The sequence below is a fragment of the Seonamhaeicola sp. NFXS20 genome, from assembly GCF_049132085.1.
GTDB lineage: Bacteria > Bacteroidota > Bacteroidia > Flavobacteriales > Flavobacteriaceae > Seonamhaeicola.
Genome location: NZ_JAFMPU010000005.1, coordinates 233,658 through 258,423, shown reverse-complemented (window position 1 = coordinate 258,423; position 24,766 = coordinate 233,658). Strand labels below are relative to the sequence as shown.

Sequence of the window (24,766 nt, the reverse complement as noted above, 5' to 3'; positions counted from 1 at the left end):
ATTTTAAATAAATTTTTTATCTATCTCATCAACACTCATTGTTATAAATGTTGCTTTATTAGTTGGTGAAACATTGGGTTCTTTACAAGCAAATAATTTATTAACCAAATGTTCTTGTTCATCTTTTTTTAGTGCTTGCCCTGTTTTAATTGCTAAACTTTTGGCCATAGATTTGGCTAACAAATCAGTAGCACTAAAATGGGCATCTGGCACTTCGTTTTCAACATCACTTATTAACTGCTCTAATATGATTGAAACTTCGCTTTCTGGAACACTAATAGGCACTCCTGTAATTTCAACCGATTCTTTTAAAACCTTAGAAAACACAAAACCTGTATGCTCTAAATCTTCTTTTAACTGATTTAATATTTGAATTTCTTGAACTGAAAAATGAAGCTGAAGCGGAAATAATAATTGTTGACTCACGGCTTCTTTTATTGTCATATTCTTCAAAAACTTTTCATATAATATACGTTGGTGTGCTCTGTGTTGGTCTATTACCAACATACCAGATTTAATGGTACTTACAATATATTTATTATGAAGCTGATATGTTGTATTTACTTGTTCTGTTTCTTTTTCATTAGTAAAAATAGACCCTGTAGTTTCTTCGCTTTCAAAATGAACTTCGCTAAAATCTTGTTGGCTATCATTACTTTTAGACTCTAATCCAACATACAAACTATCCCAATTGCTAACCGTAGATTTAAAAGCGGGTGATTGTTTTCCAGATGGTTTAACATCGTTTTTAAACGGATTAAAATTTTTATCTACCTCTATTACAGGTGTGTTAGTTACCTTTTTCTCAAAATTATAAGGGGTATCAAGGCTAGGATCTTTGTCGAAATCTAAAACTGGTGCAATATTAAACTGACCCAAACTATGTTTTACTGCAGACCGCAATAATGCATACAAAGTATGTTCGTCATCAAACTTAATTTCTGTTTTTGTAGGATGAATGTTAATATCTATTGTTTCTGGGTTTACTTTTAAATTTAAAAAGTAACTTGGGTGCATGCCGCTTTTTAACAAACCTTCAAAAGCTGATGCTATTGCATGATTTAAGTAAGCACTTTTTATAAAACGATTGTTAACAAAAAAGTACTGTTCTCCTCTGGTTTTTTTAGCAAATTCTGGTTTACCCACAAAACCTGAAATTTTAAGCACTTCGGTTTCTTCTTCAACAGGAACCAGCTTTTCATTGGTTTTATTTCCAAAGATATTAACTATACGCTGCCTATAATTACTAATAGGCAAATTAAAAGTTTCGCTACCATTATTATACATTGCAAAACTTAAATTAGGATGTGCTAAAGCTACACGATGAAATTCATCAATAATATGGCGTAACTCTACAGCATTAGATTTTAAAAAATTACGACGTGCAGGAATATTGAAAAATAAATTTTTAACAGAGACCGAAGTTCCTTTTGGTGTAACAACTACATCTTGTGAGGTTACTTGGCTACCTTCAATAATAATTGCGGTTCCTACATCATCATGCGCTTGTTTAGTTTTAAGTTCTACATGAGCAATGGCCGCAATACTTGCTAGAGCTTCGCCACGGAAACCTTTTGTGTTAAGTTGAAACAAATCATCGGCGGTTCTTATTTTTGAAGTTGCATGACGTTCAAAACTCAATCGGGCATCAGTAACACTCATGCCTTTACCGTCATCAATAACTTGAATTAAGGTTTTACCAGCATCTTTAATAATAAGTTTTATAGTTGTAGCACCTGCATCAATAGCATTTTCTAGCAATTCTTTAACTACTGAAGCTGGACGTTGAACAACTTCTCCAGCAGCAATTTGGTTTGCAACATGATCAGGTAAAAGCTGTATAATGTCTGCCATGTATTATTTTGAAAAGAAAATAGATAAATCAAACCCTATAATAAACAAAAAAACTAAAACTAAAATAGCCACTATTATTAACACACGTTTATTTGCTTGTTTATCGGGGTTATTTTTAAAATCGTTTACTGCATTGTTAAATTTATTCTTTAAGCCAGCATTGTTTCCTACCGTTACTCTATGCTCATCAAACTTATGTTTAATTTCATATGGGTTACCTTCTCCTTTATAATAACGAGGTGTATAGTTAAACTTTTTGTTTTTGCGTAATTTTAAAAGTCCCATAATTTCTTAGTTTTTAGAGTTACATGTATTTTTTTTCTAATACATACATAAGAATCAATAATAATACCAAAGCTAAAATTAAGGTTCTTATGGGTAAAACGCCTTTTACTTTACGTTTACTCTCTCTTGCATTTTTCCATTTAGAAATAAAATCTTTTGAAGTTTCATTTTCTAAATTAGACAGGTCTTGGTTTTCTTTTGAAAACCGAGGTTGATAGTTAAAGGTTCTATGTTTTCGCTGTTTAAACAAATTTCTGTAATGCTTAAATTCAAAAATACTTAAAATAAGATAGAGTTAAGAATTTGAAAACCTAAAAATTGTTAATAAAAACAGAAAGTAATTTACCTTAGTAAAAGAGGTTATACTGTGCTTTTTTATAATAAATAGACACTATGTTTTACAAAAAGGTAAAACGTGTACTAGACAAATAAACTAACTATTATTACGTAGTTCTGCCATTTTTATAGCAGCAATAGCAGCCTCTGTACCTTTATTACCATGTTTACCTCCAGAACGTGCTTGTGCTTGTTCTAAAGTATTATCAGTAAGCACACAAAATATTACTGGAGTTTCATTTTGTACATTAAGGTCTTTTATGCCTTGTGTAACACCTTCACAAACAAAATCGAAATGCTTGGTTTCTCCTTGTATTACACTACCTATAGCTATAACCGCATTAACCATTTGTTCTTGCATTTTTTTACTACCGTAAATAAGCTCAAAACTTCCAGGAACATTCCAACGAATGATATTGTTTGGTAAAACACCATTATCTACTAACGCATCATAGGCGCCTTGATAAAGTGCTTCTGTAATAGCGTCATTCCATTCTGAAACAACAATCCCAAACCGAAAGTTGCTCGCATCTGGGATTGTAGTTTTATCGTAATGTGATAAGTTTTTATTTTCTGTTGCCATAATACTCGATAATCGAGATTAAATTGTTTTAAGGCTTTTCTATAAACACAAAGTTATGTTACTTATTGGCTAAAACTTGTGCTTTACCAATAAATACATCAATGTTTGAAGCCTCTGTAGCGTTTGCATAATCTGACTTAATTCTTTTAAAATAAGAAAGTGCCTTATCTGCATCACCTAATTCTAATGCAATATTTCCAGCCTTGTATAAATACATTGGTGTAGTAAACTCATTATCTCTCATGTTAGCAGCTTGCTCATAATAATCTAATGCGTCTTCTGGTTGATTTAATTGCACAAATGCATCACCTATATTTCCTTTTGCTAAAGGTGCTAAAATTTCATCTTCACTTTTAAAATTACTTAAATACTCAACAGCATTTTTATAGTCTTTTAATCTTAGATAAGCTGTTCCTGCATAGTAACTCGCTAAATTAGCAGCATCAGTTCCGCTATATTCATTAATAATATCTAGCATTCCAAACTTACCTTCTCCTCCATTTAATGCTAAATTATATAAAGAATCTTTAGCTACGCTAGATGTTGTAGCCTCGTCAAAATACTTCTGAGCCTGATACATATCATTCATTGCAGCTATTTGCTTAGGACCAGAAATAAATTCTTTATAGCCCATAGTACCTAAAACTATTGCTGCTACAACTCCTAAAATAATAAAAATATACTTTTGATTTTTTTCAACAAAAGCTTCAGTTTTTGATGCACCTTCATCTAAGGTATTAAAAACTTCAGCAGTTGTAGAACCTTCTTCTATATCGTGTTGTTTTTCTACTTTAGTTTTTGGTTTATATCCTCTCTTCTTGTACGTTGCCATATGTTATAAATTATTGCGCCGCAAAAATATAATTTTTCTTCCTAACTAAAAGGTTATTTATTTGATATTTTTCAATATTTTGCACTTCTTTTTAACGGTTTTCACCCTAAAACAGACTTTAATTTGTTTTTTGCAGCATGATTTTAAAATCACTTTCATTACTTAACTATAAAAATTTTGATGGCAAATCGTTTAATTTTAATGAAAAAATAAACTGTTTTGTTGGAAATAACGGCATTGGTAAAACCAATGTTCTAGATGCTATTTACCATTTGTCTTTTGGTAAGAGTTATTTTAACCCTGTTGCTACTCAAAACATAAAACACGGTGAAGATTTTTTTGTTATTAATGGAGAATACAACAAAGACAGTAAAACTGAAAAGATAGTTGTTAGTTTAAAACGAGGACAAAAAAAAATTATTAAGCGCAACGGAAAAGCTTATGAGAAATTTAGTGAGCATATTGGTTTTTTACCCTTAGTCATTATTTCTCCGGCAGATAGAAATTTAATTATTGAAGGTAGTGATACTAGACGAAAATTTATAGACAGTGTCATTTCACAAAGCGATAAAAACTACTTATCTAAACTTATTAATTATAACAAAATACTTGCACAACGTAATGCGCTTTTAAAATATTTTGCTTTAAACCACACTTTTAATGCAGATACTTTAGAGGTTTATAACAACCAATTAACAGAATACGGAACACTTATTTTTGAAAAGCGAAAAGCTTTTTTAAAAGAATTTATACCTATCTTTAAAGAACGTTACTATGCTATAAGTAATGGAAATGAATCTGTTGATTTGGTATATAACAGTCATTTATTTGAAAGCAATTTAAACATGCTATTAGCAAGTGCTTTAAATAAAGACAAAGCCTTACAATATACTAGTGTTGGAATTCATAAAGACGATTTACATTTTAATATTGAAACACACCCCATAAAGAAGTTTGGTAGCCAAGGTCAGCAAAAATCGTTTTTAATTGCATTAAAATTAGCTCAATTTGATTTTATAAAAGCGCAAAGTGGTGTTAATCCAATTCTCTTACTAGACGATATTTTTGATAAATTAGATGAACAACGTGTAGCGCAAATAATTAAATTAGTAGATGATGAAAATTTTGGTCAACTATTTATTAGTGACACACACCCCGAACGCACCGAAAATGCTGTAAAACAAGCACATCAATCTTATGAAATATTTAAACTTTAATCTCTAAAATTATGCCTAAACGCCATAACGAACATATTAGCATAAAAGACGCCTTAAAAGAATTTGTAGAAACCAATAATTTAGAAAAAGGCTTAGATAAAGTTAATGTTGCCGATGCTTGGGCTAACCTAATGGGCAACGGCGTTAATAATTACACAACCTCTGTAAATTTACAAAGAGACACACTTTACGTTCAGTTAAGTTCTAGTGTTTTAAGAGAAGAATTAAGCTACGGAAAACAAAAAATAATTGACATGCTTAATGAAGAATTAGGTAAAGAAATTATTAAGAAATTGATTTTAAGATAATTATACTTGTTATTTTATTGTAAATAATTCAATTAAAACCAACAACATATTATTATTTAACTTACCTTTGTGGCTTAATTATTATTTTAATACATATTACAATGAGTAAAGGTACCGTAAAATTCTTCAATGATTCTAAAGGTTTTGGATTCATAGTTGAAGAGGACAACAACAAAGAACATTTCGTACACATTTCAGGACTTATCGATGAAATTCGTGAAGGCGACAATGTTGAATTCGATCTACAAGAAGGTAGAAAAGGATTAAACGCCGTAAACGTAAAAGTAATCTAATAGATATATACTTTAACAATTACAAAATGCGAAAATCTGCTAATTTATTTTAGCAGATTTTTTTTTCAAAAAAAATCCAGCAAAATAATTGCTGGATTTTTATATCTGTTAAGAGTTTTAACTAAAACTGCTCTCTTCCTGCAAAATGAAAAGCTCCTTCAATAGCTGCATTTTCATCGCTATCACTTCCATGAATAGCATTTTCACTTATAGAATTTGCATAAAGCTTACGAATGGTTCCTTCTGCAGCATCAGCCGGATTTGTAGCTCCAATTAAAGTTCTAAAATCTTCAACAGCATTATCTTTCTCTAATATTGCTGCCACTATTGGCCCACGAGTCATATACTCTACCAATTCTCCAAAAAACGGACGCTCTTTATGTATTGCATAAAAAGTTTCTGCATCGGCTTTTGTCATTTGCGTTAATTTCATAGCTACAATTCTAAACCCTGAAGCCGAAATTTTCTCTAATATTGCGCCAATGTGTCCTTTCTCAACAGCATCTGGCTTAAGCATTGTAAATGTTCTATTTGTTGCCATTTTATATTTTAATTTGGCGCAAAAGTAAGCTATTTCTATTTAAACCCAAACAAACCAATTTTAAAAAATTGTATATTCGTCATCTATGAAAAAACAAGACATTATTAGTATAAAGCAGTTATTATCAACTACTAAAAAGATTGTAATTGTTCCGCATAAAAACCCAGATGGAGATGCTATAGGCTCCACACTTGGCTTATACCATTACCTTTTAAAAAACAACCATAAGGCACAAGTTATAACACCTAACAATTATCCTAACTTTTTAAAATGGATACCTGGTGAAGACACTATTTTAAAACATGACTCACAAACCAAACTTTGTGAGGAATTAATTCATAATGCTGATATTATTTTCACTTTAGATTTTAACGCATTCCATAGAACAGGGAATATGGAAACGGTGCTTTCTAACAGTAATGCCATTAAAATTATGATTGATCATCATCAAGCACCTGATGATTATGCAACCTATATGTTTAGCGATGTTACAATGAGTTCTACTTGTGAAATGATTTATCATTTTATAGATATGCTTGGTGATTTAAATTTAATTGATGCCAACATTGCTACTTGTTTATACACAGGAATTATGACAGACACCGGATCTTTCAGATTTTCATCAACAACAAGCACAACCCACAGAATAGTTGCAAATCTTATTGAAAAAGGCGCAAATAATGCTACCATACATAATAATGTTTATGATACCAATAGCTATAACAGGCTTCAACTTTTAGGTTGTGCTCTTAATAATTTAAAAGTAATACCTGAGTTTAAAACGGCTTATATTACATTATCTCAAAAAGAATTAAACACCTACAATTACACTAAAGGTGATACTGAAGGTGTTGTAAATTATGGATTATCACTAGAAGGCGTAATACTTGCAGCCATATTTATTGAAGACCAACAGGAAGGTATTATTAAAATATCGTTACGTTCTAAAGGTAATTTTTCAGTAAACGAAATGTCTAGAGCTCATTTTAATGGTGGCGGACACACCAATGCCGCAGGTGGAAAAAGTTATGCTACTTTAAAAGAAACCGTTGAAAAATTTATTAGTATATTACCTACTTATAATAAAGCCCTAAACAATGAATAAATTACTTACACTTATGCTACTACTATTGGCATTTGGCTGTAAAACACCAGAAGCTAGAAGACCTGTTTCTTCAAAATCTGGCTCTTTTATTGATGAGTCTGTAGCCAGAAATAAAGAATTAAATGCCAAAGAACAAGCTGCTATAGAAAATATCATGAAACAAAATGAGCAGGATTATATTGCTTCTGAAAGTGGATTTTGGTATTACTATAATACAAAGGTAGATGCAGATACTTTAAAAACCCCCAGTTTTGGAGATATTGTTAACTACAACTACAATGTAAAAACCTTAAATGGCAAGCTCATTTACTCTAAAGCCGAAATAAAAACCCAAAATTACGCCATGGATAAACAAGAACTTTTTACCGGTTTACGAGAAGGTTTAAAACTCATGAAAACAGGAGAAACTGTTACTTTTCTATTTCCGTCTCAAAAAGCCTTTGGTTATTACGGCGATGAAAATAAAATAGGAACCAATGTTCCTTTAATTTGCGAAGTTACGGTTAACTCTATTACTCAAAATCACAATAATTAAAATGCTTAATCTTAGTAACATCTTAAAAGTTTGTTGTGCCATTTTACTAATAGCATGTGTATCTTGCAAAGACCAATATCCAAAATTAGATGATGGTTTGTATGCAGAAATAAACACTACTAAAGGCACAATGGTTGCCAAATTAGCCTACAAAAAAGCACCAGTAACGGTTGCAAACTTTGTATCATTAGCAGAAGCAAACAACCCTCTTGTAGATAGTACTTTTCTTGGAAAAAAATTTTATGATGGGCTTACATTCCATAGGGTTATTGACTCTTTTATAATTCAAACTGGCAAACCTATAAAATACGGAATGTCTGACGCTGGATATAGGTTTAGTGATGAATTTGACAAAACTCTAAAACACGATAAAAAAGGTGTATTAGCCATGGCTAATACAGGTCATATCAACTCTAATGGAAGTCAATTTTACATCACTCTAATTCCAACACCATGGTTAGATGCCTATGATGAGGAAGGTATTTTAAAATTTTGTGAAGAAGATTATGTATTCTGTCATTCTGTCTTTGGAGAAGTTGTTTTAGGACTTAATATTATAGATTCCATTAAAGTAAATGATATCATAAAATCTGTAAAAATTATTAGAAAAGGAAATGCCGCCATAAATTTTGAAGCTCCTAAAGTTTTTATTAATCATTTTGCAGAAGAAGAGCACAAACAAAAAAAAGCAGAACAAAAAGCCGAAGCTATTATTAAAAAATCTAAGGATAAATTTAACAAACAACAAGCTAAAGCCATAACATTACCTTCTGGTTTACAATATTATATTTCTAAAAAGGGAAGCGGTAAAAAACTTCCCAGTAATGCTATTGCAAAAGTACACTACGCCGTATATTTTGAAAACGGAAAACTTATAGAAACTAGTAACTTAAAAATAGCTGAAGCCCTTAATGCCATAAACGAAAAACGAAGAAACGCCAACAAATACCAACCAATAACTGCTGATATTGGTCCAGACGCACAAATGGTTCCTGGGTTTAAAGAAGGGCTTCAGCAATTGCATGTTGGAGATAAAGCTACCTTATTTTTACCGTACTACTTAGCTTATGGTGAAGCAGGCAATAACAGAATCCCTCCTAAATCTAATCTAATTTTTGAAGTTGAAGTTTTAGAATTACTAAGATAATCCAACATATTTTTAACACTTAAGTTATAGTAAAAACTTATATTTACACAGTAAAATAATAAGCATGCACGTATTAAAATTTGACTGGAACCCCATAACAGGCATTGATATTATAGGTAATTTTAAATTGCACTTTTATAGCCTTATGTGGATTATTGCTTTTTTAGTTGGTTGGTACATTATGAAACGTATTTTTACCAAAGAAAAAGTGTCTTTAACTTATTTAGACCCGTTGTTTATTTACACCGTTTTAGCCACTATGATTGGTGCCCGATTAGGTCATGTTATATTTTATCAATCTGAATTAATATCTGAAGACTTTTTTAGTATTTTCTTACCCTTTAGCTTTAAAAATGGCATAGAATTCACTGGATTTCAAGGATTAGCAAGCCACGGAGCTGCCATTGGAATTATAATAGGTATGTATTTATACCGAAAAAAATACAAATATAAATCTTTGCTTTGGCTGCTTGATAGGTTAGTTATATCTGTTGCCTCTGGTGCTGTATTTATTAGAATTGGAAACTTTATTAATTCTGAAATTATAGGTAAAGAATCTGGAGACTTTCCGTTAGGCGTACGTTTTATTCAAGACTATTATTACAAAAGCCAAATTACGCAACTTACTGGTATAAAAGATGTACAAAAAGCTTACAACGCTGTAACTGATAACCCACAATTTTCTGAATTATTACAAGCCGTTCCTTATAGACATCCGGCTCAATTATATGAATCTTTTTGTTATATTTTTGTATTCTTAATTTTATGGTATTTTTACTCTAGAACACCTAAAAAAGACCAAACCGGATTTTTATTTGGGTTATTTTTAATTTTACTATGGACCGTTCGTTTCTTTGTTGAATTTGTAAAAGAACCACAAAACCAAGAACGTGCCGACTGGTTATTAAACACAGGGCAATGGTTAAGCATTCCGTTTATACTTATTGGCTTATATTTTATGTTTGTTTACAAACCCAAACATGCTGTTAAATAATGCGCTTTAAAGGACTTTTTTATGGCTTACTAATATTATGTTTAAGTATTGTTGCTTGTAAAGACAACAATAAAGCTATTAAACAAACTAAAGTAACTTTTAAAAAAGAGGGAGAACTCTCTATTCATAAAATTAAAACAGATTCTACTACTATTAATTTGGATATTGAAATTGCCGATACCGATTTTGATATTCAAACAGGATTAATGTATAGAGATTCTATGAAGAACAACCAAGGTATGCTTTTTGTTTTTGATGACGAAAGGCCTCGTTCTTTTTACATGAAAAACACTAAAATTCCGTTAGACCTTATTTTCATTAAGGCAAATAAAACCATAGTGAGTTTTCAAAAAAATGCACAACCCTTTGATGAAACCTCTCTCCCCTCTAACGCACCTGCTAAATATGTATTAGAAATTAATGCTGGTTTAGCAGACTCTTGGAACTTAAAAGTGGGTGATAGTTTAAGCTTTTAAATTACTACTATTTAATTTTTGAAAGTTTATAAACCTTAAAGTTATCTGTTGTCATATGGTTAATTGTAGTACGAAAACCAAAATACCCAAACGTAAGCGGTTCAGGATCATAGAAATTGAAAATTAATTGGTTGTTTCTATAATATTGAATGTGATTTTTGTAAACTATAATTTTAACATGGTTAACGGTATTACCAGTTAACAAATACTTTTTATCTTTTAAATCATGCTGGGGTAGCATTGGGCGCTCTCCAGTTCCTGGATATCTTCTATATCTGGTTGTGGTATTTTTACGGCCGCCTTGACCCACATAATATAACTTAAGCTTATTGTAAGCACCTAAACTACCGTTTAGAGCTCCTGTATTAATAAATTTTGATTGTGCATCATTAGGGTCTGTTGCCATAAAGAAACAATTTAAATCTGACACACGGTCTAAAGGACCTCCTTCATTAATCATTACAGCATCATATTCTATTAAAACTGGGGCTTGTAAATACTTAGTAAACCATACAGTACAACCTCTGTTGGCAGTAATTTCCATTTTACCATTGTTAATCTCTACTAACCCACCTGCAATTTCATGTTGGGCTTGCCAATTAGAAAGGTTATTACTAAAATCATCACTATATTGTAAAGTTGCTTTTACTACTAATGTATCATTTATTTTAACGGTTTTTGTTTTTTGTGCATTTAACAAGTAAGCTGTAAATAGTAATAATATTAATGTTGAATGGGTTTTCATTTTTTTAGATTAATTTGATACTAAAATACTAAATGGTTGTGGGTTTTAAAACTTTAAACCATTTGGTATAAACTTTATAAAAGTATTAGAGTGTTGCTTTTTGCGTTAGGGATAGAAGCGACATCCTTTTTTGAGGCACGAAAAAAAGATATAGCGGATAGCCCGACCCGATAGGGTAACGCCCTAAAACAAAAAAGCCTACCAACAATTGTTAATAGGCTTTTTAAAATGAGTTAGTTTAATTTACTCTTTGTTTTTATCATTTTTATCTAATCTCTGTACGGTGTCATACATTATTGGTGTTGCAATAAATAATGATGAATAGGTACCTACAATTACACCTACTATTAAGGCAAACATGAAACCTCTAATGGAATCGCCTCCAAAAATAAAGATAGCTAATAATACTACTAAGGTTGTTAAAGAGGTGTTTAATGTTCTACTTAATGTACTGCTTAATGAAAAGTTTACTACACGGTTAAAGCCCCAACTTGTGTGTTCATTAAAGAACTCACGAATTCTATCAAACACTACCACGGTATCATTTAATGAGTAACCTATTACCGTTAATATGGCTGCTATAAATGCTTGGTTTATTTCCATATTAAATGGCATGAATTTATAGGTTAAAGAGAATATACCTAGCACTATTAATACATCATGGAATACTGCTACTACGGCTCCTAGAGAGTATTGCCAACGCTTAAAGCGGAATAATATATAAAGGAACACAACTATTAATGACCCCAATACAGCCCAAACAGATGCTTGTTTAATATCATCGGCAATGGTTGGACTTACTTTATCTGATTGTAATAGGCCTACTTGTTTATTTTCGTTAGTTAAATCTATAAATTGTTCGTAGTTATAACCTTCTAAATAAGGTTGTAAACCTGTGAATAATTTATGTCTTAACTCTTCATCAACCTCAGCACCACTTTCGTTTACTTTATATTTAGTGGTAATTTTTAATTGGTTTTCAGACCCGAAGGTTTTTGCTTCTGCACTTCCAAAAATTTCTGGTTGTGATAATGCATCAGTAATTTCACTAGAGCTAACATCGTTTGCAAAACGTACTAAATATGTTCTACCCCCAACAAAATCTACACCTTGATCTAAGCCGTTAGTAAATAAAGAACCTAAGCTTATTGCAATAAAAATTCCTGAGATAATAAAAGCAATTTTACGTTTCTTTAAGAATTCTATATTAATATTTCTGAAAAGATTTTTAGTAATTGCTGTAGAGAATGTTAGTTTACCTCCTTTATTTACATACCAGTCTATTAACAATCTTGTTATGAAAATAGCTGTGAATAATGATGTACCAATACCTATTATTAATGTAGTAGCAAATCCTTTAATTGGACCTGTACCAAAAATAAATAATATTAAAGCTGTTAAACCAGTAGTAATATTGGCATCTAAAATAGAAGATAATGCGTTTCCAAAGCCATCTGTTATAGATTCTTTTAAACCTTTACCTTTTGTAATTTCTTCTCTAATACGCTCATAAATAAGTACGTTTGCATCAACCGACATACCAATAGTTAACACAATACCTGCAATACCTGGTAAAGTAAGTACAGCACCTAACCCAGATAAAATACCAAAAATTAACAGGATGTTGAACGCCATAGCAATATCTGCAAACCCACCTGCTTTTCCGTAGTAAAAAACCATCCATAGTAATACCACTATTAATGCAATAATGAATGACATAGTACCGCTATCTATAGCTTCTTGACCTAATGATGGCCCTACTACTTCACTTGAAATAATATCTGCAGAAGCAGGTAATTTACCAGCACGTAATACGTTGGCTAAATCTTCGGCTTCACTTAAAGTAAAATCTCCTGAAATTGATGAATTACCTCCTGCAATTGGCCCTGTAGTTACTCCTGGAGCAGAATACACTATATCATCTAAAACAATAGCTATTTGGCTTTGCTTATTATAAGCCTCTCCTGTCATTTGTTCCCAGATTTTAGCGCCCTTGCTATTCATTTGCATAGACACTTCTGGTTTACCTGTAAGTCCAAAATTAACACGGGCATCTGTAACTACAGCTCCACTTAATTGAGGTACATTTTCTCTGTTTCCTACTAAAGCATATAAACCTACTATCTCAGAATTTTTACTTGGTTTACCAAAAGCAAACTTAGTATAACGTTGTTCTGCAGGTAATAAAGCTCTAACTTCTTTTTTATTTAAATACTCTAAGATTAGCTCTTTGTCTTTAATATCAAATTGAGCAATTACAGGTCCTCCTTGGTAACCTGGTCCTTTTATTAAATCTAATAATGGGTTAGCGGCACTTTTAACTTCAGTAGAATCTGTAGTAGCTTCTCCTAAAAGGTCATCAATAGCATCTTGTTGTGTAGCATCTTCAGAATCATTTCCTTTTGCTTCTTCTGCTTCTGCTTTAGCCTCTTCTACTAGTGGTTTTAACACCTCATTTGCTTGGGCTAAAAACTGGTAAAATTGCTCACCTTTATAGGCATCCCAGAATTGTAATTGCGCCATGGTAGTAAAGTTGCGCTCTGCTCTTTCAATGTCTTTTACACCTGGCAACTCAATTAAAATTCTACCTGAATTTCCTAAACGTTGAATGGTAGGTGATGTAACCCCCAAACCATCAATACGTTTACGTAGCACTTCAAACGCAGATACAACAGACTCATCAATTTTTGTTGATATTACTTTTTTAACCTCTTCATCTGTCATGCTTCCATCAATTTCACCATCTAAATCTTTAGTGTAAAATATATCTGGAGAAGCTAATTTAGTATCGCCTTTAATTTTATCGAATTCAATAAAGAAATCTTCAAGAAAAGTATTTTGACTGTTCTTTTGAACTTCAGATGCGTTTTCTAAAGCTGTATTAAAAACGGGATCTGTAGTGTTATTTGCTAATCCTTTTAAGATATCTTTTACAGATACCTGAAGAATTACGTTAATACCACCTTTTAAATCTAAACCAAGATTCATGGCTTTAGATTTTACTTCATTGTATGTATATTTTGCTATACCAATATTAAACACGGTATCTGTAGCAATAGACTCTAAGTAGTTTGCTTCTTCTTGACTTCTTAAAGCACGATAATCTGGCTCTGTCTCAGCAATTTTCTCTATAGCTAGCTCTTCGGCATTTTTTTCAATTTGATTTGCTTTAAACGTAAACGATAACTGGTAAATACTTACCAAACCGAATAATAAAGCAAACAATTTAACTAATCCTTTGTTTTGCATTCTTATGTTATTTTTTGGTCAAATTTTTAAAAACGAGCAAATGTATGATTTACTGTAAGATTTGACAATTATTTTTTTTGTTTATAATTGATTGTTAAGGTTTTTAACAAACAGCTTTTATTCTTTAAAATAGTTTGGGTAAAGGATAAAAACCGTTAAATGCTAGAATTTTAAGATAAAGGTCCTGCTCTTACTTCTGGCTTTTTATTTGAAGTGTCATCTAACGCAATGGCTATATTACGATTAATTTTATAGGCTATTTTTATTGAGCAATTTACTTCACTAACTAATTCTTTTTGGAACGGACTATATAGATTAGGTTTTGTAAACCGGTCATAATCATGTTTTATTTCTAAAACACATTTACCATTTAAACTTGATGATTCTTGATTTGTTTTTATTTCATAAACATCAAGATTATAATCTTTTAACTTATTATTTGAAGGTTGTGAATCTTTTTCATCTTGATTATTAGAGGCATAACCAAGTAGCCAATAGTTATCTTTTAAAAGTAATTTTTTAACATTGGTAACATTAACCTTGCTGTAATAAGAAATTTTTAAAGTGCCTTTTTTTTCTTGTAGAACGTTAATATTTACTGCACCAACTTCTTGTAATTGCTCTTTAACATTTGCTATGGCAGCTTGAACGTCTTCTGGAGTAATATTAGCATCAACAAAGTCCATTACAATTTCCTGATTGGGTACAGAAACTTGTTTTTGGCAAACTCCAAGAAGAGTTAATGCAATTATTAATGTACTAAAGTACCATTTTGCGTTCATGCGCCAAATATAAAAAAATAAAGACTGTATTGCTACAGTCTTTATATAAATATCTTTTTTAAGGTTTTGATTATTAAACGTCTAATAATCCGTTAGTTTTTCTAACACCTTCTGCACTTTTTTGCATGTGTTCTTTTTCGGCATCACTTAAAGGTATATCAACTATTTTTTCAATACCGTTTTTACCTAAAACAACAGGCACACCTATACAAATATCAGATAAACCATACTCACCATCTAATAATGTAGAACATGGGAATATTTTCTTTTGGTCGCAAGCAATAGCTTGAACTAAAGCACTAACAGCTGCTCCTGGTGCATACCATGCAGATGTTCCTAATAATTTAGTTAGTGTAGCTCCACCAACTTTGGTATCAGCAGCAACTTGTTCTAATCTTTCTTCGCTTAAAAACTCAGAAACTTTTATACTATTTCTTGTAGCATGACTTGTTAATGGTACCATACCTGTATCACTATGTCCACCAATTACCATACCATCAATATCTGAAATTGGAGCTTCTAAAGCTTCGGCTAATCTGTATTTAAAACGTGCAGAATCTAAAGCACCACCCATACCAATAATTTTGTTTTTTGGTAAGTTAGTAGATTGATGTACTAAATACGTCATGGTATCCATTGGGTTACTAACCACAATGATAATGGTATTTGGTGAATACTCAATTAAACTTGATGATACTGTTTTAACAATTCCTGCATTAATACCAATTAACTCTTCACGAGTCATACCTGGTTTACGAGGAATTCCAGAGGTAATAACACAAATATCACTACCTGCAGTTTTACTGTAATCATTAGTTACACCTGTTATTTTAGTATCAAAACTATTTAATGATGCTGTTTGCATTAAATCCATTGCTTTACCTTCAGCATAGCCTTCTTTAATGTCTAACAAAACTACTTCTGAAGCAAAATTTTTAATAGCAATATACTCAGCACAACTTGCACCTACTGCTCCTGCTCCTACAACTGTTACTTTCATGTTTTATTGTTTGTTTTTATATAATTAGAATAATTTAATAGTCTTTCTTTTTAGTTCATTCATTATGGTACAAAACTCACTATTTAAAAAGTAATAATTTATGACCAAAGTCATGCAAAATTAAGAATTAAAATGCTCTAAATAAAAAAAGTACAGGATAAAATCCTGTACTTTTCTAAAACAAAAAATTAAATATAAACTAACTAAAATTAAAACATCATTTTTGTAAACTCTTTATTACAAGAGGGTTTTACCTGAATCCAAAATTAATACCCACGGAAAAGGCATTAAAGTCTGATAGGTGGTATTCTGCATTTAATCTAAAAAATCCTAATTTAAGTTTGGTTCCAATGGTTCCTCTAACTGCAGATACTTCACTAGACACTGAAAATGGATCTACAATTGGATCTGCTGTTATTAATCCATCTGAAACTATATAAGTACCTAATAAATCTGATTCAGACTTTCCTTTTATATACCCCAAACCTCCATAAAAATTAATTACTGGTAGTTTTGAGGAAACAATTAATTGTAATAACAATGTATTTGTATCAGTTTCTAAACGTTGATCTTCACCTTGTATTCCTGAAGAGTCTGTTAAATCGTATTTTGCATCTAAATGAGTATATGCTACTAAACCAGAAATAGCAACAGGTAACAACTTATCTGCTGGCAACCATTTGGTAAACTCAACTTGTAAACCCGCCCCATACATACTAAGTTCTACATCTTCAGTATTTATATTAGGTACAAACCGTGCTTTTACTTCAATACCTTTACTTAAACCTAAAGCACCTTGAATAAAAGCCGTAGGAATCATACTTATATTTTCTGAAGCTAAGCCTGTTGGCAATGTTATTTCTTCTGTTTGTTCTCCAAAAATAGGGTCATCATAAGTTACTTCTATAACCACATCAGGATCATTGTCTCCTAAAACCGAGGCTACATTTTGAGACTGCCCCCCTTGTACAAACTGAATATTGTTATACTCAGCAGTATTCATTAAAAAAGACTTATTCTCATCACTAGTTAATGCAGCATTTGCAACTATAGAAATTTCAAAACCACCAAGCGGTTTAGCATCTGCTGTATTAAACCAATTAGAATTCATACTATGCATTAAACCATTGGTTCCTGGCATTAAGTAATCATTTGCAAAACGTTCGGCATCTTCAACACCTGCTGCCAATAAAGCATCAATATCATTCTGTGCTTTTGTTGTTAGTGTTATAAAACACAGTAACATAAGTAGGGATATCTTTTTCATTTTTATAATTTATAATTAGACTTGGTTAGACAAACATATGGAAAAATCTGCAAAAAACAACATTTCATCGATAAAAAATTACTTTTTAACGATTTTATAATATATAAAACTCATTTAAAATTTAACTTAAAGTTTCCCTTTTAGGTATTAAACCTAACGATATATTGCTTATTTCTATAGTAAAAATAAAATCTTCTGTGTTAACCTTAATACTTCTTTAACTTATCATGCTTCCCTAATTTAAGATACCACAACTTGATAAATACAAAACTTTTAAAATTAAATAAAAACAACCGCTTTTAGAACAAGTTTGTGAGCGTACACGCAAAATTGTAAATTTACCCCAATTAAATCTTGCAAACGTAATTATATAAGTGTTTTTGCAGTTTAATTTACTTTAAATTTTTGAACAATTGACAACTATAAAAGACATAGCAAAAAAAGCCAATGTTTCAACAGGTACAGTAGATAGAGTTATACATAACAGACCTGGTGTTTCTGAAAAAACAAAAGCTCATGTTCAAAAAATTATTAAAGAGCATAATTTTCAAATTAATACTATTGCCAGTACATTAGCTCTTAACAAGAGTTATAAAATAGGCGTATTAATTCCTGAAGCACGCGCCGAAAATGAATTTTGGTCTGAACCCAAAAAAGGTATAGAAACCGCTATTGAAGAAATAAAAAACTTTAAAATTTCTGCTACGTTTTTTAAGTTTAATCAATTTGACTCTAATTCTTATCAAGATGCCTTTTTAAATTTAATTAAGGGTAATTTTGATGCTGTTTTAATAGCTCCTGTTTTTCATAAAGAAACTGCAAAATTTATAAAGCAGCTAGATAAAAAACAAACGCCTTATGTATTTATAAATACTGAAATAAAGGGCTTTAATGCGCTTTCATTTATTGGTCAAGACTCATACAAAAGTGGTTATTTAGCCGCTAAACTCATGAGTGTTATGGTGACTGATAATGCCCAAATTTTAATTCCTGTATTTAGATTAAATAAAGGAAATTATTCATCAATTAATAACAGAATTACCGGGTTTAAAGCTTTTTTTAAAGAAAAATATACTTCTGTAAAAATTAAGGATTTAGTAATTCCTAATTTTAAAAACTTAGAGGTAATTAATAACACCTTAAATGAGGCTTTAAAAAATGATATTGTTGATGGCATTTTTGTACCTTCAAGTAGTTCTTTTTTAATTGCTGAATGTTTAGAAAATTCTCAACTTAACCATATTAGGTTGGTAGGATATGATACTAATAAAAAGAATATTGAGTTTTTAAAGAATGATACTATAGACTTTTTAATTTGTCAGAACCCATATAATCAAGGCTATAAGGGCATTAAACTACTTAGTGATTATTTAGTAATGAATAAAACGCCAAAACCAATTTATCCATCGCCAATGACTATTGTTACTAACGAAAATGTTGATTCTATATAGAAGGCTATTTATAAACAAAAAAACTTATATACTTTAAATGTATAAAATAAAAAACCTCATAGCGTTTACTATGAGGTTTTCCTGCCTTATTTAGTATGATTTACGCGTCAATATTTGCGTAAATTGCATTTTTTTCAATAAAGTCTCTACGTGGTGGTACTTCGTCTCCCATAAGCATAGAAAAAATTCTATCTGCTTCAGAACCATTTTCAATTTGTACTTGACGCATAGTTCTAAATTCTGGGTTCATTGTAGTATCCCATAATTGTTCTGCATTCATCTCTCCAAGACCTTTATAACGCTGTATTTTACTTCCGTCCCCAAATTCAGCAATTACTTCATCTCGTTCTGCATCAGACCAAGCGTAACGTTTTTTAGCCCCACGTTTCACTAAATATAATGGAGGTGTAGCAATATAAACATGTCCGTTTTCTATTAACTCCCTCATATACCTAAAGAAGAATGTTAAAATTAAAGTTGCAATATGACTACCATCAATATCGGCATCACACATAATTACAATTTTGTGGTAACGTAATTTTGAAAGGTTTAAAGCTTTACTATCTTCTTCTGTACCTATTGTTACACCAAGTGCAGTAAAGATATTTTTAATTTCTTCATTTTCAAACACTTTATGTTGCATAGCTTTTTCAACATTCAATATTTTTCCTCTTAAAGGAAGAATAGCTTGAAATGCTCTATCTCGCCCTTGTTTAGCTGTTCCACCTGCAGAATCTCCCTCTACTAAGAAAACTTCACATTTTTCAGGATCTTGTTCAGAACAATCACTTAATTTCCCAGGCAAACCACCAACACTCATAACCGTTTTACGCTGTACCATCTCACGAGCTTTTTGAGCTGCATGACGCGCTTGGGCTGCTAAAATTACTTTTTGAACAATGGTTTTAGCATCATCAGGGTGTTCTTCTAGGTAATCTGTTAACATCTCTGAAACTGCTTGACTTACAGATGAAGAAACCTCTCTATTTCCTAGTTTTGTTTTGGTTTGACCTTCAAACTGAGGTTCTGCTACTTTAACAGATATAATAGCTGTTAAACCTTCACGAAAATCATCTCCTGCAATATCAAACTTCAACTTATCTGTTAACCCTGAAGAATCTGCGTACTTTTTTAGTGTGTGTGTTAAACCACGTCTAAAACCTGTTAAATGAGTACCTCCTTCATGTGTATTAATATTATTTACGTATGAGTGTAAATTTTCTGCATATGAAGTATTGTAAATCATGGCAACCTCAACCGGGATACCATTTTTTTCACCTTCAAACGCAATAACATCTTGCATTAGGGGTTCTCTTGTTGCATCTAAATATTTAACAAATTCTGTTAAACCTTCATCAGAATGGAACGTTTCAGAAATAAAATTACCTTCTTCGTCTTTATTTCTTAAATCTGTTAAAACAACTGTAATACCTTTATTTAAAAAAGCTAATTCACGCAAACGGCTAGCTAATGTATCATAATTATACTCTAGTGTTTGAGTAAAAATTTGAGGGTCTGGTTTAAACGTAACTACTGTTCCATTTTTATCAGAATCACCAACCGTTTTTACAGGATAAAGTGTTTTACCTCTTTCATATTCTTGTTCCCAAATTTTGCCTTCACGATGTACTGTTGCTTTTAAATGCTCTGATAAGGCATTAACACAACTTACACCTACACCGTGTAAACCACCTGATACTTTATAAGAATCTTTATCAAACTTACCACCTGCACCAATTTTGGTCATTACAACTTCAAGAGCAGAAACGCCCTCCTTTTTATGTAACCCAACAGGAATACCACGTCCGTTATCTTCAGTTGTAATTGAGTTGTCTTCGTTTATAGTTACTTTTATAGTATCACAATGACCAGCTAGTGCTTCATCAATAGAGTTATCAACTACTTCATAAACTAAATGATGTAAACCACGTACTCCAACATCGCCAATATACATTGATGGACGCATACGCACATGCTCCATTCCCTCTAGTGCCTGAATACTATCGGCAGAATAATTGTGCTTTTTAGCTTCTTCGCTCATATATGTTTTTTTAATTTAACTTCTAAATTCATTTCATAAAAAAATGACGCAATTGCATCATTATCATGAATAACAAATATACAAATTATAAAAGCCGTTAAAAAGCTTTTTAAGGAGTTTATACAAAAATTATCAACAATTGTTAATTATATAAAAAACGTCTTAAATCGTCTAAAAAGTAGCTTAAAATCGATTTTGGCGTTATTTTAAGTTTTGTTGAATTTAAATTTTCAAACAATTGATTAGAGGCTTTTATTTAAACCCGAAATTCAATATTGCAATTAAGTTTTTCATATATAAATCTACTTCTTTGACACGATTTAAATATAAACCTTCACCCACAATTAATGTATCAAATTAAACCTTTAATCCTTAGACAACTTTCAAATTAGAACCTAATTTTTTATTAATTTGATAATTCAAAAGTGATCATTAAAAAAAAGAAGTATAGTTCAATAATTCTACATATATTTGAACACCAAAAATTAATGATGTTAAATAATAATAACAATAACAACTCTAATAATCCTAACATATAGGATTAGGAAGGTTATTGTTTAAAAATATATAAAGCCTTCCTTCTACGGAAGGCTTTTTTTAATACAAAAATTAAGAGATGAGTAAAATTATGACAGTCGACGTATTGTCGAGTATTAAAGGTGCAAAACCCTCTGAAGCGGTAAGCAAATTATTTGATGTAATAAAAAATGCACACACCAATAAGAATACTTTTAATACCAATAATAATTCGGTTTCTGTTAATGATTTAAGAGATGATGTTGTAATTGAAAGCTCTAAAACAGAAAAACAAATTATTAAAGAGAATTTTCCAAAAGAAAAAAACGGATACTTGGTTGTTTCAAAAGTGATAGAAGAATAATGATGGAATCTCAAATACACACAATACACAATAAACTAGTAAACAAAGAGATTTCTTGCGTTAAGCTAGTAACAGAAAAATTAGAGCTACTAAAGAAAAACACCCATAATACCGTTAACAATTTATTAGAAGATACTGCCTTACAATTAGCTAAAAAAGTAGATACTAAAATTGCTAATGGAGAAACTATAGGCTTGCTAGAAGGCATTCCCTTTGGCATTAAAGATGTTTACATGGTTGCTGGCACTTATACCACTGCTAGCTCTAATTTGTTAAAAAACTATAAATCTGCTTACACAGCTACAGCAATACAAAAACTATTAGATGCTGGAGCTATACCTTTAGTGAAAGAAAATTGTGATAGTTTTGGACATGGTTCATCTAGTGAAAACACTATTTTTGGCGCCGTAAAAAATGCCAAAAACCCAGAACTTGTTGGGGGTGGCTCTAGTGGTGGTTCTGCTGTAAATGTTGCAAAAAATTACACCGTTTTTTCTATTGGAGGAGACACAGGCGGGTCTATCCGTCAACCTGCCGGCTATAATGGTATTTACGGTCTAAAACCAACTTATGGGCGTATATCAAGATATGGTATTATGGCCTATGCATCATCTACAGATTGCGTTGGCCCCATTGCAAAATCTATTGAAGATATTCGCATTGTTTTAAACACTATGAGTGGTAAAGACGTAAAAGATCAAACTACTTACGCGTCTGCGGAAATAGAGCAAAACGCCATTTTAAATTCAGATACCATTAAAACCATAGGCTATTTTAAGAACTTTATAGAAAGTGAAGCTATTGACAAAAAAATAAAAAACGATTTTCTTTCAGCTATTAACAAAATAAAAGCAAAAGGCATTAAGGTTAAAGAGTTAGATTTCTTTGAATCTGACACTTTAGTTTCAACTTATTATACCTTAGCCATGGCCGAAACCGCTTCTAACCTATCTCGTTTAGATGGCACAAACTACGGAAACCGCATTGAAGCCGACAACCTTAAAGAAAGCTACTCTGTTACCCGTTCTGAAAATCTTTCAGAAGAAACAAAACGCAGAATTGTAGGTGGCAACCAAGTGTTATCACAAGGATTTAGTGATGAAATTTACTTAAAAGGTTTAGCATTAAGAGATCAAATTTCTCAAAATTTTGAAAACGATTTTAAAGAAGTTGACATCATAATTTCTCCCGTAACACCAATGACACCACCAAAAATTGGAGATAGCTTAAAAGACCCGCTAGCCATGTATTTATCAGACGCTTATACAGTTGGCTTTAGCCTAGGGCAATTACCTACTTTAACAGTGCCTCAAGGCACAGAAACTGGCTTACAAATTACTGCCGCAAAAGATAATGACGAACTTGTTTTGAAGTTTGCTAACTTCTTAAAAGATACGATATAATGAATTTAGAGCAATTAAAAGAGGCTTTAAAAGCACACGAATTAGAATTGGTTATAGGGCTAGAAACTCATATTAGATTAAATACAAAAACCAAATTATTCTGCTCCTGCCCTAATCAAGAGGTTGAAACCCCTAATGAAAATATCTGTTCTGTTTGCACAGGACAAATGGGAGTCTTACCCGCTATTAATAAAGAGGCCATTACCAAAGCTATATATTTTGGTAAAGCCGTAAAATCTACTTTTAGCAATGAGGTTATTTCATGGGATAGAAAACATTACGAATACCCAGATAACCCTAAAAACATTCAAATTACACAGTTTCACCACCCAGTAATACCAGACGGACAAGTATCTTGTTTTAGAAATGACGGGAGTGAATTTACAGTGAATTTAACCCAAGTTCATATTGAGGAAGATGCTGCCAAATTAGTGCATGAGAAAAAAGTTTCTTTGGTAGATTTTAACAAAGCTGGTGTACCACTAATTGAAATTGTTACAGAACCATGTATTCATCATATTGAAGACGCTTCAACCTACGCACAATACTTACAACGTATTGTCCAAAACTTAAAAATCTCTGAGGCTAATCTTGAAAAAGGAGAATTTAAATCAGACGTATCTGTATCGCTCAGAAAAAAGCGTAGCTACACCTTAAACCCGCGTACTGAAATAAAAAATTTAAACTCTTTTAAATTCATGACAGAGGCTTTAAAAGAAGAGGTTGAAAAACAACTTAACTACTACATAGAACACAAAGAATTTAGACCAGACCAAACAACGGTTTTATTTGATGCCGATTTAAAGCAAACTAAAACCATGCGTAAAAAGGAGTTTGAAGCAGATTACCGTTTCATCTCTGAGCCAGATTTACCGTTTGTAAATATAAAAGATGTTGTAGAATCTATTGATGTAGATATAAGTTCACTGCCATATGCCGTAGAACGTATTTTAATTAAAGGCGGTGTATTACCTCAAGATGCCAAATTTTTTACAGCAGACCCATTACGCTCTAAAACTTTTATAACCATAAACAAAGAGCTTAATGACCCATCGTTTGTTGCCAAAACATTAGTAAACAATATTGGTGCCGATGATTATGTAGACATCTATAGAATTGAACACCTCATTGAAATTTTTAAACTTTTTAAAGAAGATAAAATTACTTCGGTATTAGTTCAAAATGCAATTACATCTTATTTAAAAGATAGAAATTTTGATTACAACAAGTATTTTGAAGACAACACCATTTCAAAAGAAAAAATTGACAGTGCTATTGCTAAAGTTATTAATGAAAATGAAGCTATAGCTAACGATATTAAAAATGGCAACCAAGGTAAAGCCGGTATTTTAGTTGGTAAAGTTATTGGTATTATTGGTAAAGGAGCATCAGGAAAAGTCATTCGCCAAGGTATTTTAGATGCCTTAGCTGCTGAAAATGTA

23 protein-coding genes and 1 pseudogene are annotated in these 24,766 nt (G+C 31.4%); 12 read left to right on the top strand and 12 right to left on the bottom strand.

What is annotated here, in order from left to right; all coding sequences use genetic code 11:
* Positions 1-3: 3 nt before the first annotated feature.
* From mutL to J1D01_RS09875, 5 genes are all read right to left on the bottom strand, one after another.
* Positions 4-1,854 (bottom strand): DNA mismatch repair endonuclease MutL, encoded by a 1,851-nt coding sequence (gene mutL / locus J1D01_RS09895; protein WP_421150693.1) that lies wholly within the window; start codon positions 1,852-1,854, stop codon positions 4-6.
* Between the two features lie 3 nt (positions 1,855-1,857).
* Positions 1,858-2,139, bottom strand: coding sequence for a riboflavin synthase subunit beta (locus J1D01_RS09890; protein WP_372936008.1), 282 nt, complete (start codon positions 2,137-2,139; stop codon positions 1,858-1,860).
* Positions 2,140-2,158: 19 nt separating this feature from the next.
* The gene (locus tag J1D01_RS09885; RefSeq protein WP_372936010.1) at positions 2,159-2,389 is read right to left on the bottom strand and encodes a hypothetical protein; all 231 of its coding nucleotides are present in this window, start codon (positions 2,387-2,389) and stop codon (positions 2,159-2,161) included.
* A gap of 183 nt (positions 2,390-2,572) precedes the next feature.
* Complete coding sequence (gene ribH / locus J1D01_RS09880) at positions 2,573-3,058, bottom strand: 6,7-dimethyl-8-ribityllumazine synthase (protein ID WP_421150692.1); 486 nt, start codon at positions 3,056-3,058, stop codon at positions 2,573-2,575.
* 58 nt (positions 3,059-3,116) lie between these two features.
* Positions 3,117-3,890: a tetratricopeptide repeat protein gene (locus tag J1D01_RS09875; RefSeq protein WP_372936014.1), complete on the bottom strand. Its 774-nt coding sequence runs from the start codon at positions 3,888-3,890 to the stop codon at positions 3,117-3,119.
* Positions 3,891-4,027: 137 nt separating this feature from the next.
* Between J1D01_RS09875 and recF the strand changes: the two genes are divergently transcribed.
* From recF to J1D01_RS09860, 3 genes are all read left to right on the top strand, one after another.
* Positions 4,028-5,107 carry a DNA replication/repair protein RecF gene (gene recF / locus J1D01_RS09870; protein ID WP_421150691.1) on the top strand — a complete coding sequence of 360 codons (1,080 nt, stop codon included), beginning with the start codon at positions 4,028-4,030 and terminating at the stop codon, positions 5,105-5,107.
* An 11-nt stretch (positions 5,108-5,118) separates the two neighbouring features.
* Positions 5,119-5,415 (top strand): DUF721 domain-containing protein, encoded by a 297-nt coding sequence (locus tag J1D01_RS09865; protein WP_372936018.1) that lies wholly within the window; start codon positions 5,119-5,121, stop codon positions 5,413-5,415.
* Between the two features lie 101 nt (positions 5,416-5,516).
* Positions 5,517-5,708: a cold-shock protein gene (locus J1D01_RS09860; RefSeq protein WP_076698245.1), complete on the top strand. Its 192-nt coding sequence runs from the start codon at positions 5,517-5,519 to the stop codon at positions 5,706-5,708.
* A 121-nt stretch (positions 5,709-5,829) separates the two neighbouring features.
* Here the strand turns inward: J1D01_RS09860 and J1D01_RS09855 are convergent, their stop codons facing one another.
* The gene (locus J1D01_RS09855) at positions 5,830-6,249 is read right to left on the bottom strand and encodes a nucleoside-diphosphate kinase (protein ID WP_372936020.1); all 420 of its coding nucleotides are present in this window, start codon (positions 6,247-6,249) and stop codon (positions 5,830-5,832) included.
* 85 nt (positions 6,250-6,334) lie between these two features.
* On the opposite strand from J1D01_RS09855, the gene J1D01_RS09850 reads away from it, so the two are divergent.
* The 5 genes from J1D01_RS09850 to J1D01_RS09830 all read left to right on the top strand — a co-directional run bounded on the left by J1D01_RS09850 (position 6,335) and on the right by J1D01_RS09830 (position 10,506).
* Positions 6,335-7,354: a DHH family phosphoesterase gene (locus J1D01_RS09850; RefSeq protein WP_372936022.1), complete on the top strand. Its 1,020-nt coding sequence runs from the start codon at positions 6,335-6,337 to the stop codon at positions 7,352-7,354.
* Positions 7,347-7,889, top strand: coding sequence for a gliding motility-associated peptidyl-prolyl isomerase GldI (gene gldI / locus J1D01_RS09845; protein WP_372936024.1), 543 nt, complete (start codon positions 7,347-7,349; stop codon positions 7,887-7,889). Before J1D01_RS09850 ends, gldI begins: the two co-directional genes overlap by 8 nt.
* A gap of 1 nt (position 7,890) precedes the next feature.
* A complete protein-coding gene (locus J1D01_RS09840; RefSeq protein WP_372936026.1) occupies positions 7,891-9,036 on the top strand; it encodes a peptidylprolyl isomerase in 1,146 nt (381 codons plus the stop codon).
* 64 nt (positions 9,037-9,100) lie between these two features.
* On the top strand, positions 9,101-10,030 hold the full coding sequence (gene lgt, locus J1D01_RS09835; RefSeq protein ID WP_372936028.1) for a prolipoprotein diacylglyceryl transferase: 930 nt from the start codon (positions 9,101-9,103) through the stop codon (positions 10,028-10,030).
* The gene (locus tag J1D01_RS09830) at positions 10,030-10,506 is read left to right on the top strand and encodes a DUF192 domain-containing protein (RefSeq protein WP_372936031.1); all 477 of its coding nucleotides are present in this window, start codon (positions 10,030-10,032) and stop codon (positions 10,504-10,506) included. The genes lgt and J1D01_RS09830 overlap by 1 nt, the downstream gene beginning before the upstream one ends.
* 7 nt (positions 10,507-10,513) lie before the next feature.
* Here the strand turns inward: J1D01_RS09830 and J1D01_RS09825 are convergent, their stop codons facing one another.
* The 5 genes from J1D01_RS09825 to J1D01_RS09805 form a co-directional block, all read right to left on the bottom strand.
* The gene (locus J1D01_RS09825; protein WP_421150690.1) at positions 10,514-11,251 is read right to left on the bottom strand and encodes a DUF6250 domain-containing protein; all 738 of its coding nucleotides are present in this window, start codon (positions 11,249-11,251) and stop codon (positions 10,514-10,516) included.
* Between the two features lie 243 nt (positions 11,252-11,494).
* The gene (gene secDF, locus J1D01_RS09820; protein ID WP_421150689.1) at positions 11,495-14,500 is read right to left on the bottom strand and encodes a protein translocase subunit SecDF; all 3,006 of its coding nucleotides are present in this window, start codon (positions 14,498-14,500) and stop codon (positions 11,495-11,497) included.
* Between the two features lie 170 nt (positions 14,501-14,670).
* On the bottom strand, positions 14,671-15,282 hold the full coding sequence (locus tag J1D01_RS09815; protein WP_421150688.1) for a hypothetical protein: 612 nt from the start codon (positions 15,280-15,282) through the stop codon (positions 14,671-14,673).
* Between the two features lie 73 nt (positions 15,283-15,355).
* Positions 15,356-16,282, bottom strand: coding sequence for a malate dehydrogenase (gene mdh, locus J1D01_RS09810; protein WP_421150687.1), 927 nt, complete (start codon positions 16,280-16,282; stop codon positions 15,356-15,358).
* A 250-nt stretch (positions 16,283-16,532) separates the two neighbouring features.
* Complete coding sequence (locus J1D01_RS09805) at positions 16,533-17,549, bottom strand: DUF6588 family protein (protein ID WP_421150686.1); 1,017 nt, start codon at positions 17,547-17,549, stop codon at positions 16,533-16,535.
* 413 nt (positions 17,550-17,962) lie between these two features.
* On the opposite strand from J1D01_RS09805, the gene J1D01_RS09800 reads away from it, so the two are divergent.
* Complete coding sequence (locus J1D01_RS09800) at positions 17,963-19,000, top strand: substrate-binding domain-containing protein (protein ID WP_421150685.1); 1,038 nt, start codon at positions 17,963-17,965, stop codon at positions 18,998-19,000.
* 100 nt (positions 19,001-19,100) lie between these two features.
* Here J1D01_RS09800 and gyrB read toward each other — a convergent pair whose 3' ends face one another.
* A complete protein-coding gene (gene gyrB, locus J1D01_RS09795) occupies positions 19,101-21,041 on the bottom strand; it encodes a DNA topoisomerase (ATP-hydrolyzing) subunit B (protein ID WP_421150684.1) in 1,941 nt (646 codons plus the stop codon).
* A 616-nt stretch (positions 21,042-21,657) separates the two neighbouring features.
* Here gyrB and J1D01_RS09790 point away from each other — a divergent pair.
* From J1D01_RS09790 to gatB, 3 genes and pseudogenes are all read left to right on the top strand, one after another.
* A complete protein-coding gene (locus tag J1D01_RS09790) occupies positions 21,658-21,921 on the top strand; it encodes a hypothetical protein (protein ID WP_372936885.1) in 264 nt (87 codons plus the stop codon).
* A 2-nt stretch (positions 21,922-21,923) separates the two neighbouring features.
* On the top strand, positions 21,924-23,324 hold the full coding sequence (locus J1D01_RS09785; RefSeq protein ID WP_421150701.1) for an amidase family protein: 1,401 nt from the start codon (positions 21,924-21,926) through the stop codon (positions 23,322-23,324).
* Positions 23,324-24,752, top strand: a pseudogene (gatB, locus tag J1D01_RS09780) (Asp-tRNA(Asn)/Glu-tRNA(Gln) amidotransferase subunit GatB); the annotation flags it as partial. The gene J1D01_RS09785 and the pseudogene gatB, both read left to right, overlap by 1 nt.
* Positions 24,753-24,766: the final 14 nt, after the last annotated feature.

Coding starts and splice junctions, on each gene's coding strand:
- mutL (WP_421150693.1), bottom strand. CDS start 1,854: ATGGCAGACATTATACAGCTTTTACCTGATCATGTTGCAAACCAAATT.
- J1D01_RS09890 (WP_372936008.1), bottom strand. CDS start 2,139: ATGGGACTTTTAAAATTACGCAAAAACAAAAAGTTTAACTATACACCT.
- ribH (WP_421150692.1), bottom strand. CDS start 3,058: ATGGCAACAGAAAATAAAAACTTATCACATTACGATAAAACTACAATC.
- J1D01_RS09875 (WP_372936014.1), bottom strand. CDS start 3,890: ATGGCAACGTACAAGAAGAGAGGATATAAACCAAAAACTAAAGTAGAA.
- recF (WP_421150691.1), top strand. CDS start 4,028: ATGATTTTAAAATCACTTTCATTACTTAACTATAAAAATTTTGATGGC.
- J1D01_RS09865 (WP_372936018.1), top strand. CDS start 5,119: ATGCCTAAACGCCATAACGAACATATTAGCATAAAAGACGCCTTAAAA.
- J1D01_RS09860 (WP_076698245.1), top strand. CDS start 5,517: ATGAGTAAAGGTACCGTAAAATTCTTCAATGATTCTAAAGGTTTTGGA.
- J1D01_RS09855 (WP_372936020.1), bottom strand. CDS start 6,249: ATGGCAACAAATAGAACATTTACAATGCTTAAGCCAGATGCTGTTGAG.
- J1D01_RS09850 (WP_372936022.1), top strand. CDS start 6,335: ATGAAAAAACAAGACATTATTAGTATAAAGCAGTTATTATCAACTACT.
- gldI (WP_372936024.1), top strand. CDS start 7,347: ATGAATAAATTACTTACACTTATGCTACTACTATTGGCATTTGGCTGT.
- J1D01_RS09840 (WP_372936026.1), top strand. CDS start 7,891: ATGCTTAATCTTAGTAACATCTTAAAAGTTTGTTGTGCCATTTTACTA.
- lgt (WP_372936028.1), top strand. CDS start 9,101: ATGCACGTATTAAAATTTGACTGGAACCCCATAACAGGCATTGATATT.
- J1D01_RS09830 (WP_372936031.1), top strand. CDS start 10,030: ATGCGCTTTAAAGGACTTTTTTATGGCTTACTAATATTATGTTTAAGT.
- J1D01_RS09825 (WP_421150690.1), bottom strand. CDS start 11,251: ATGAAAACCCATTCAACATTAATATTATTACTATTTACAGCTTACTTG.
- secDF (WP_421150689.1), bottom strand. CDS start 14,500: ATGCAAAACAAAGGATTAGTTAAATTGTTTGCTTTATTATTCGGTTTG.
- J1D01_RS09815 (WP_421150688.1), bottom strand. CDS start 15,282: ATGAACGCAAAATGGTACTTTAGTACATTAATAATTGCATTAACTCTT.
- mdh (WP_421150687.1), bottom strand. CDS start 16,282: ATGAAAGTAACAGTTGTAGGAGCAGGAGCAGTAGGTGCAAGTTGTGCT.
- J1D01_RS09805 (WP_421150686.1), bottom strand. CDS start 17,549: ATGAAAAAGATATCCCTACTTATGTTACTGTGTTTTATAACACTAACA.
- gyrB (WP_421150684.1), bottom strand. CDS start 21,041: ATGAGCGAAGAAGCTAAAAAGCACAATTATTCTGCCGATAGTATTCAG.
- J1D01_RS09790 (WP_372936885.1), top strand. CDS start 21,658: ATGAGTAAAATTATGACAGTCGACGTATTGTCGAGTATTAAAGGTGCA.
- J1D01_RS09785 (WP_421150701.1), top strand. CDS start 21,924: ATGGAATCTCAAATACACACAATACACAATAAACTAGTAAACAAAGAG.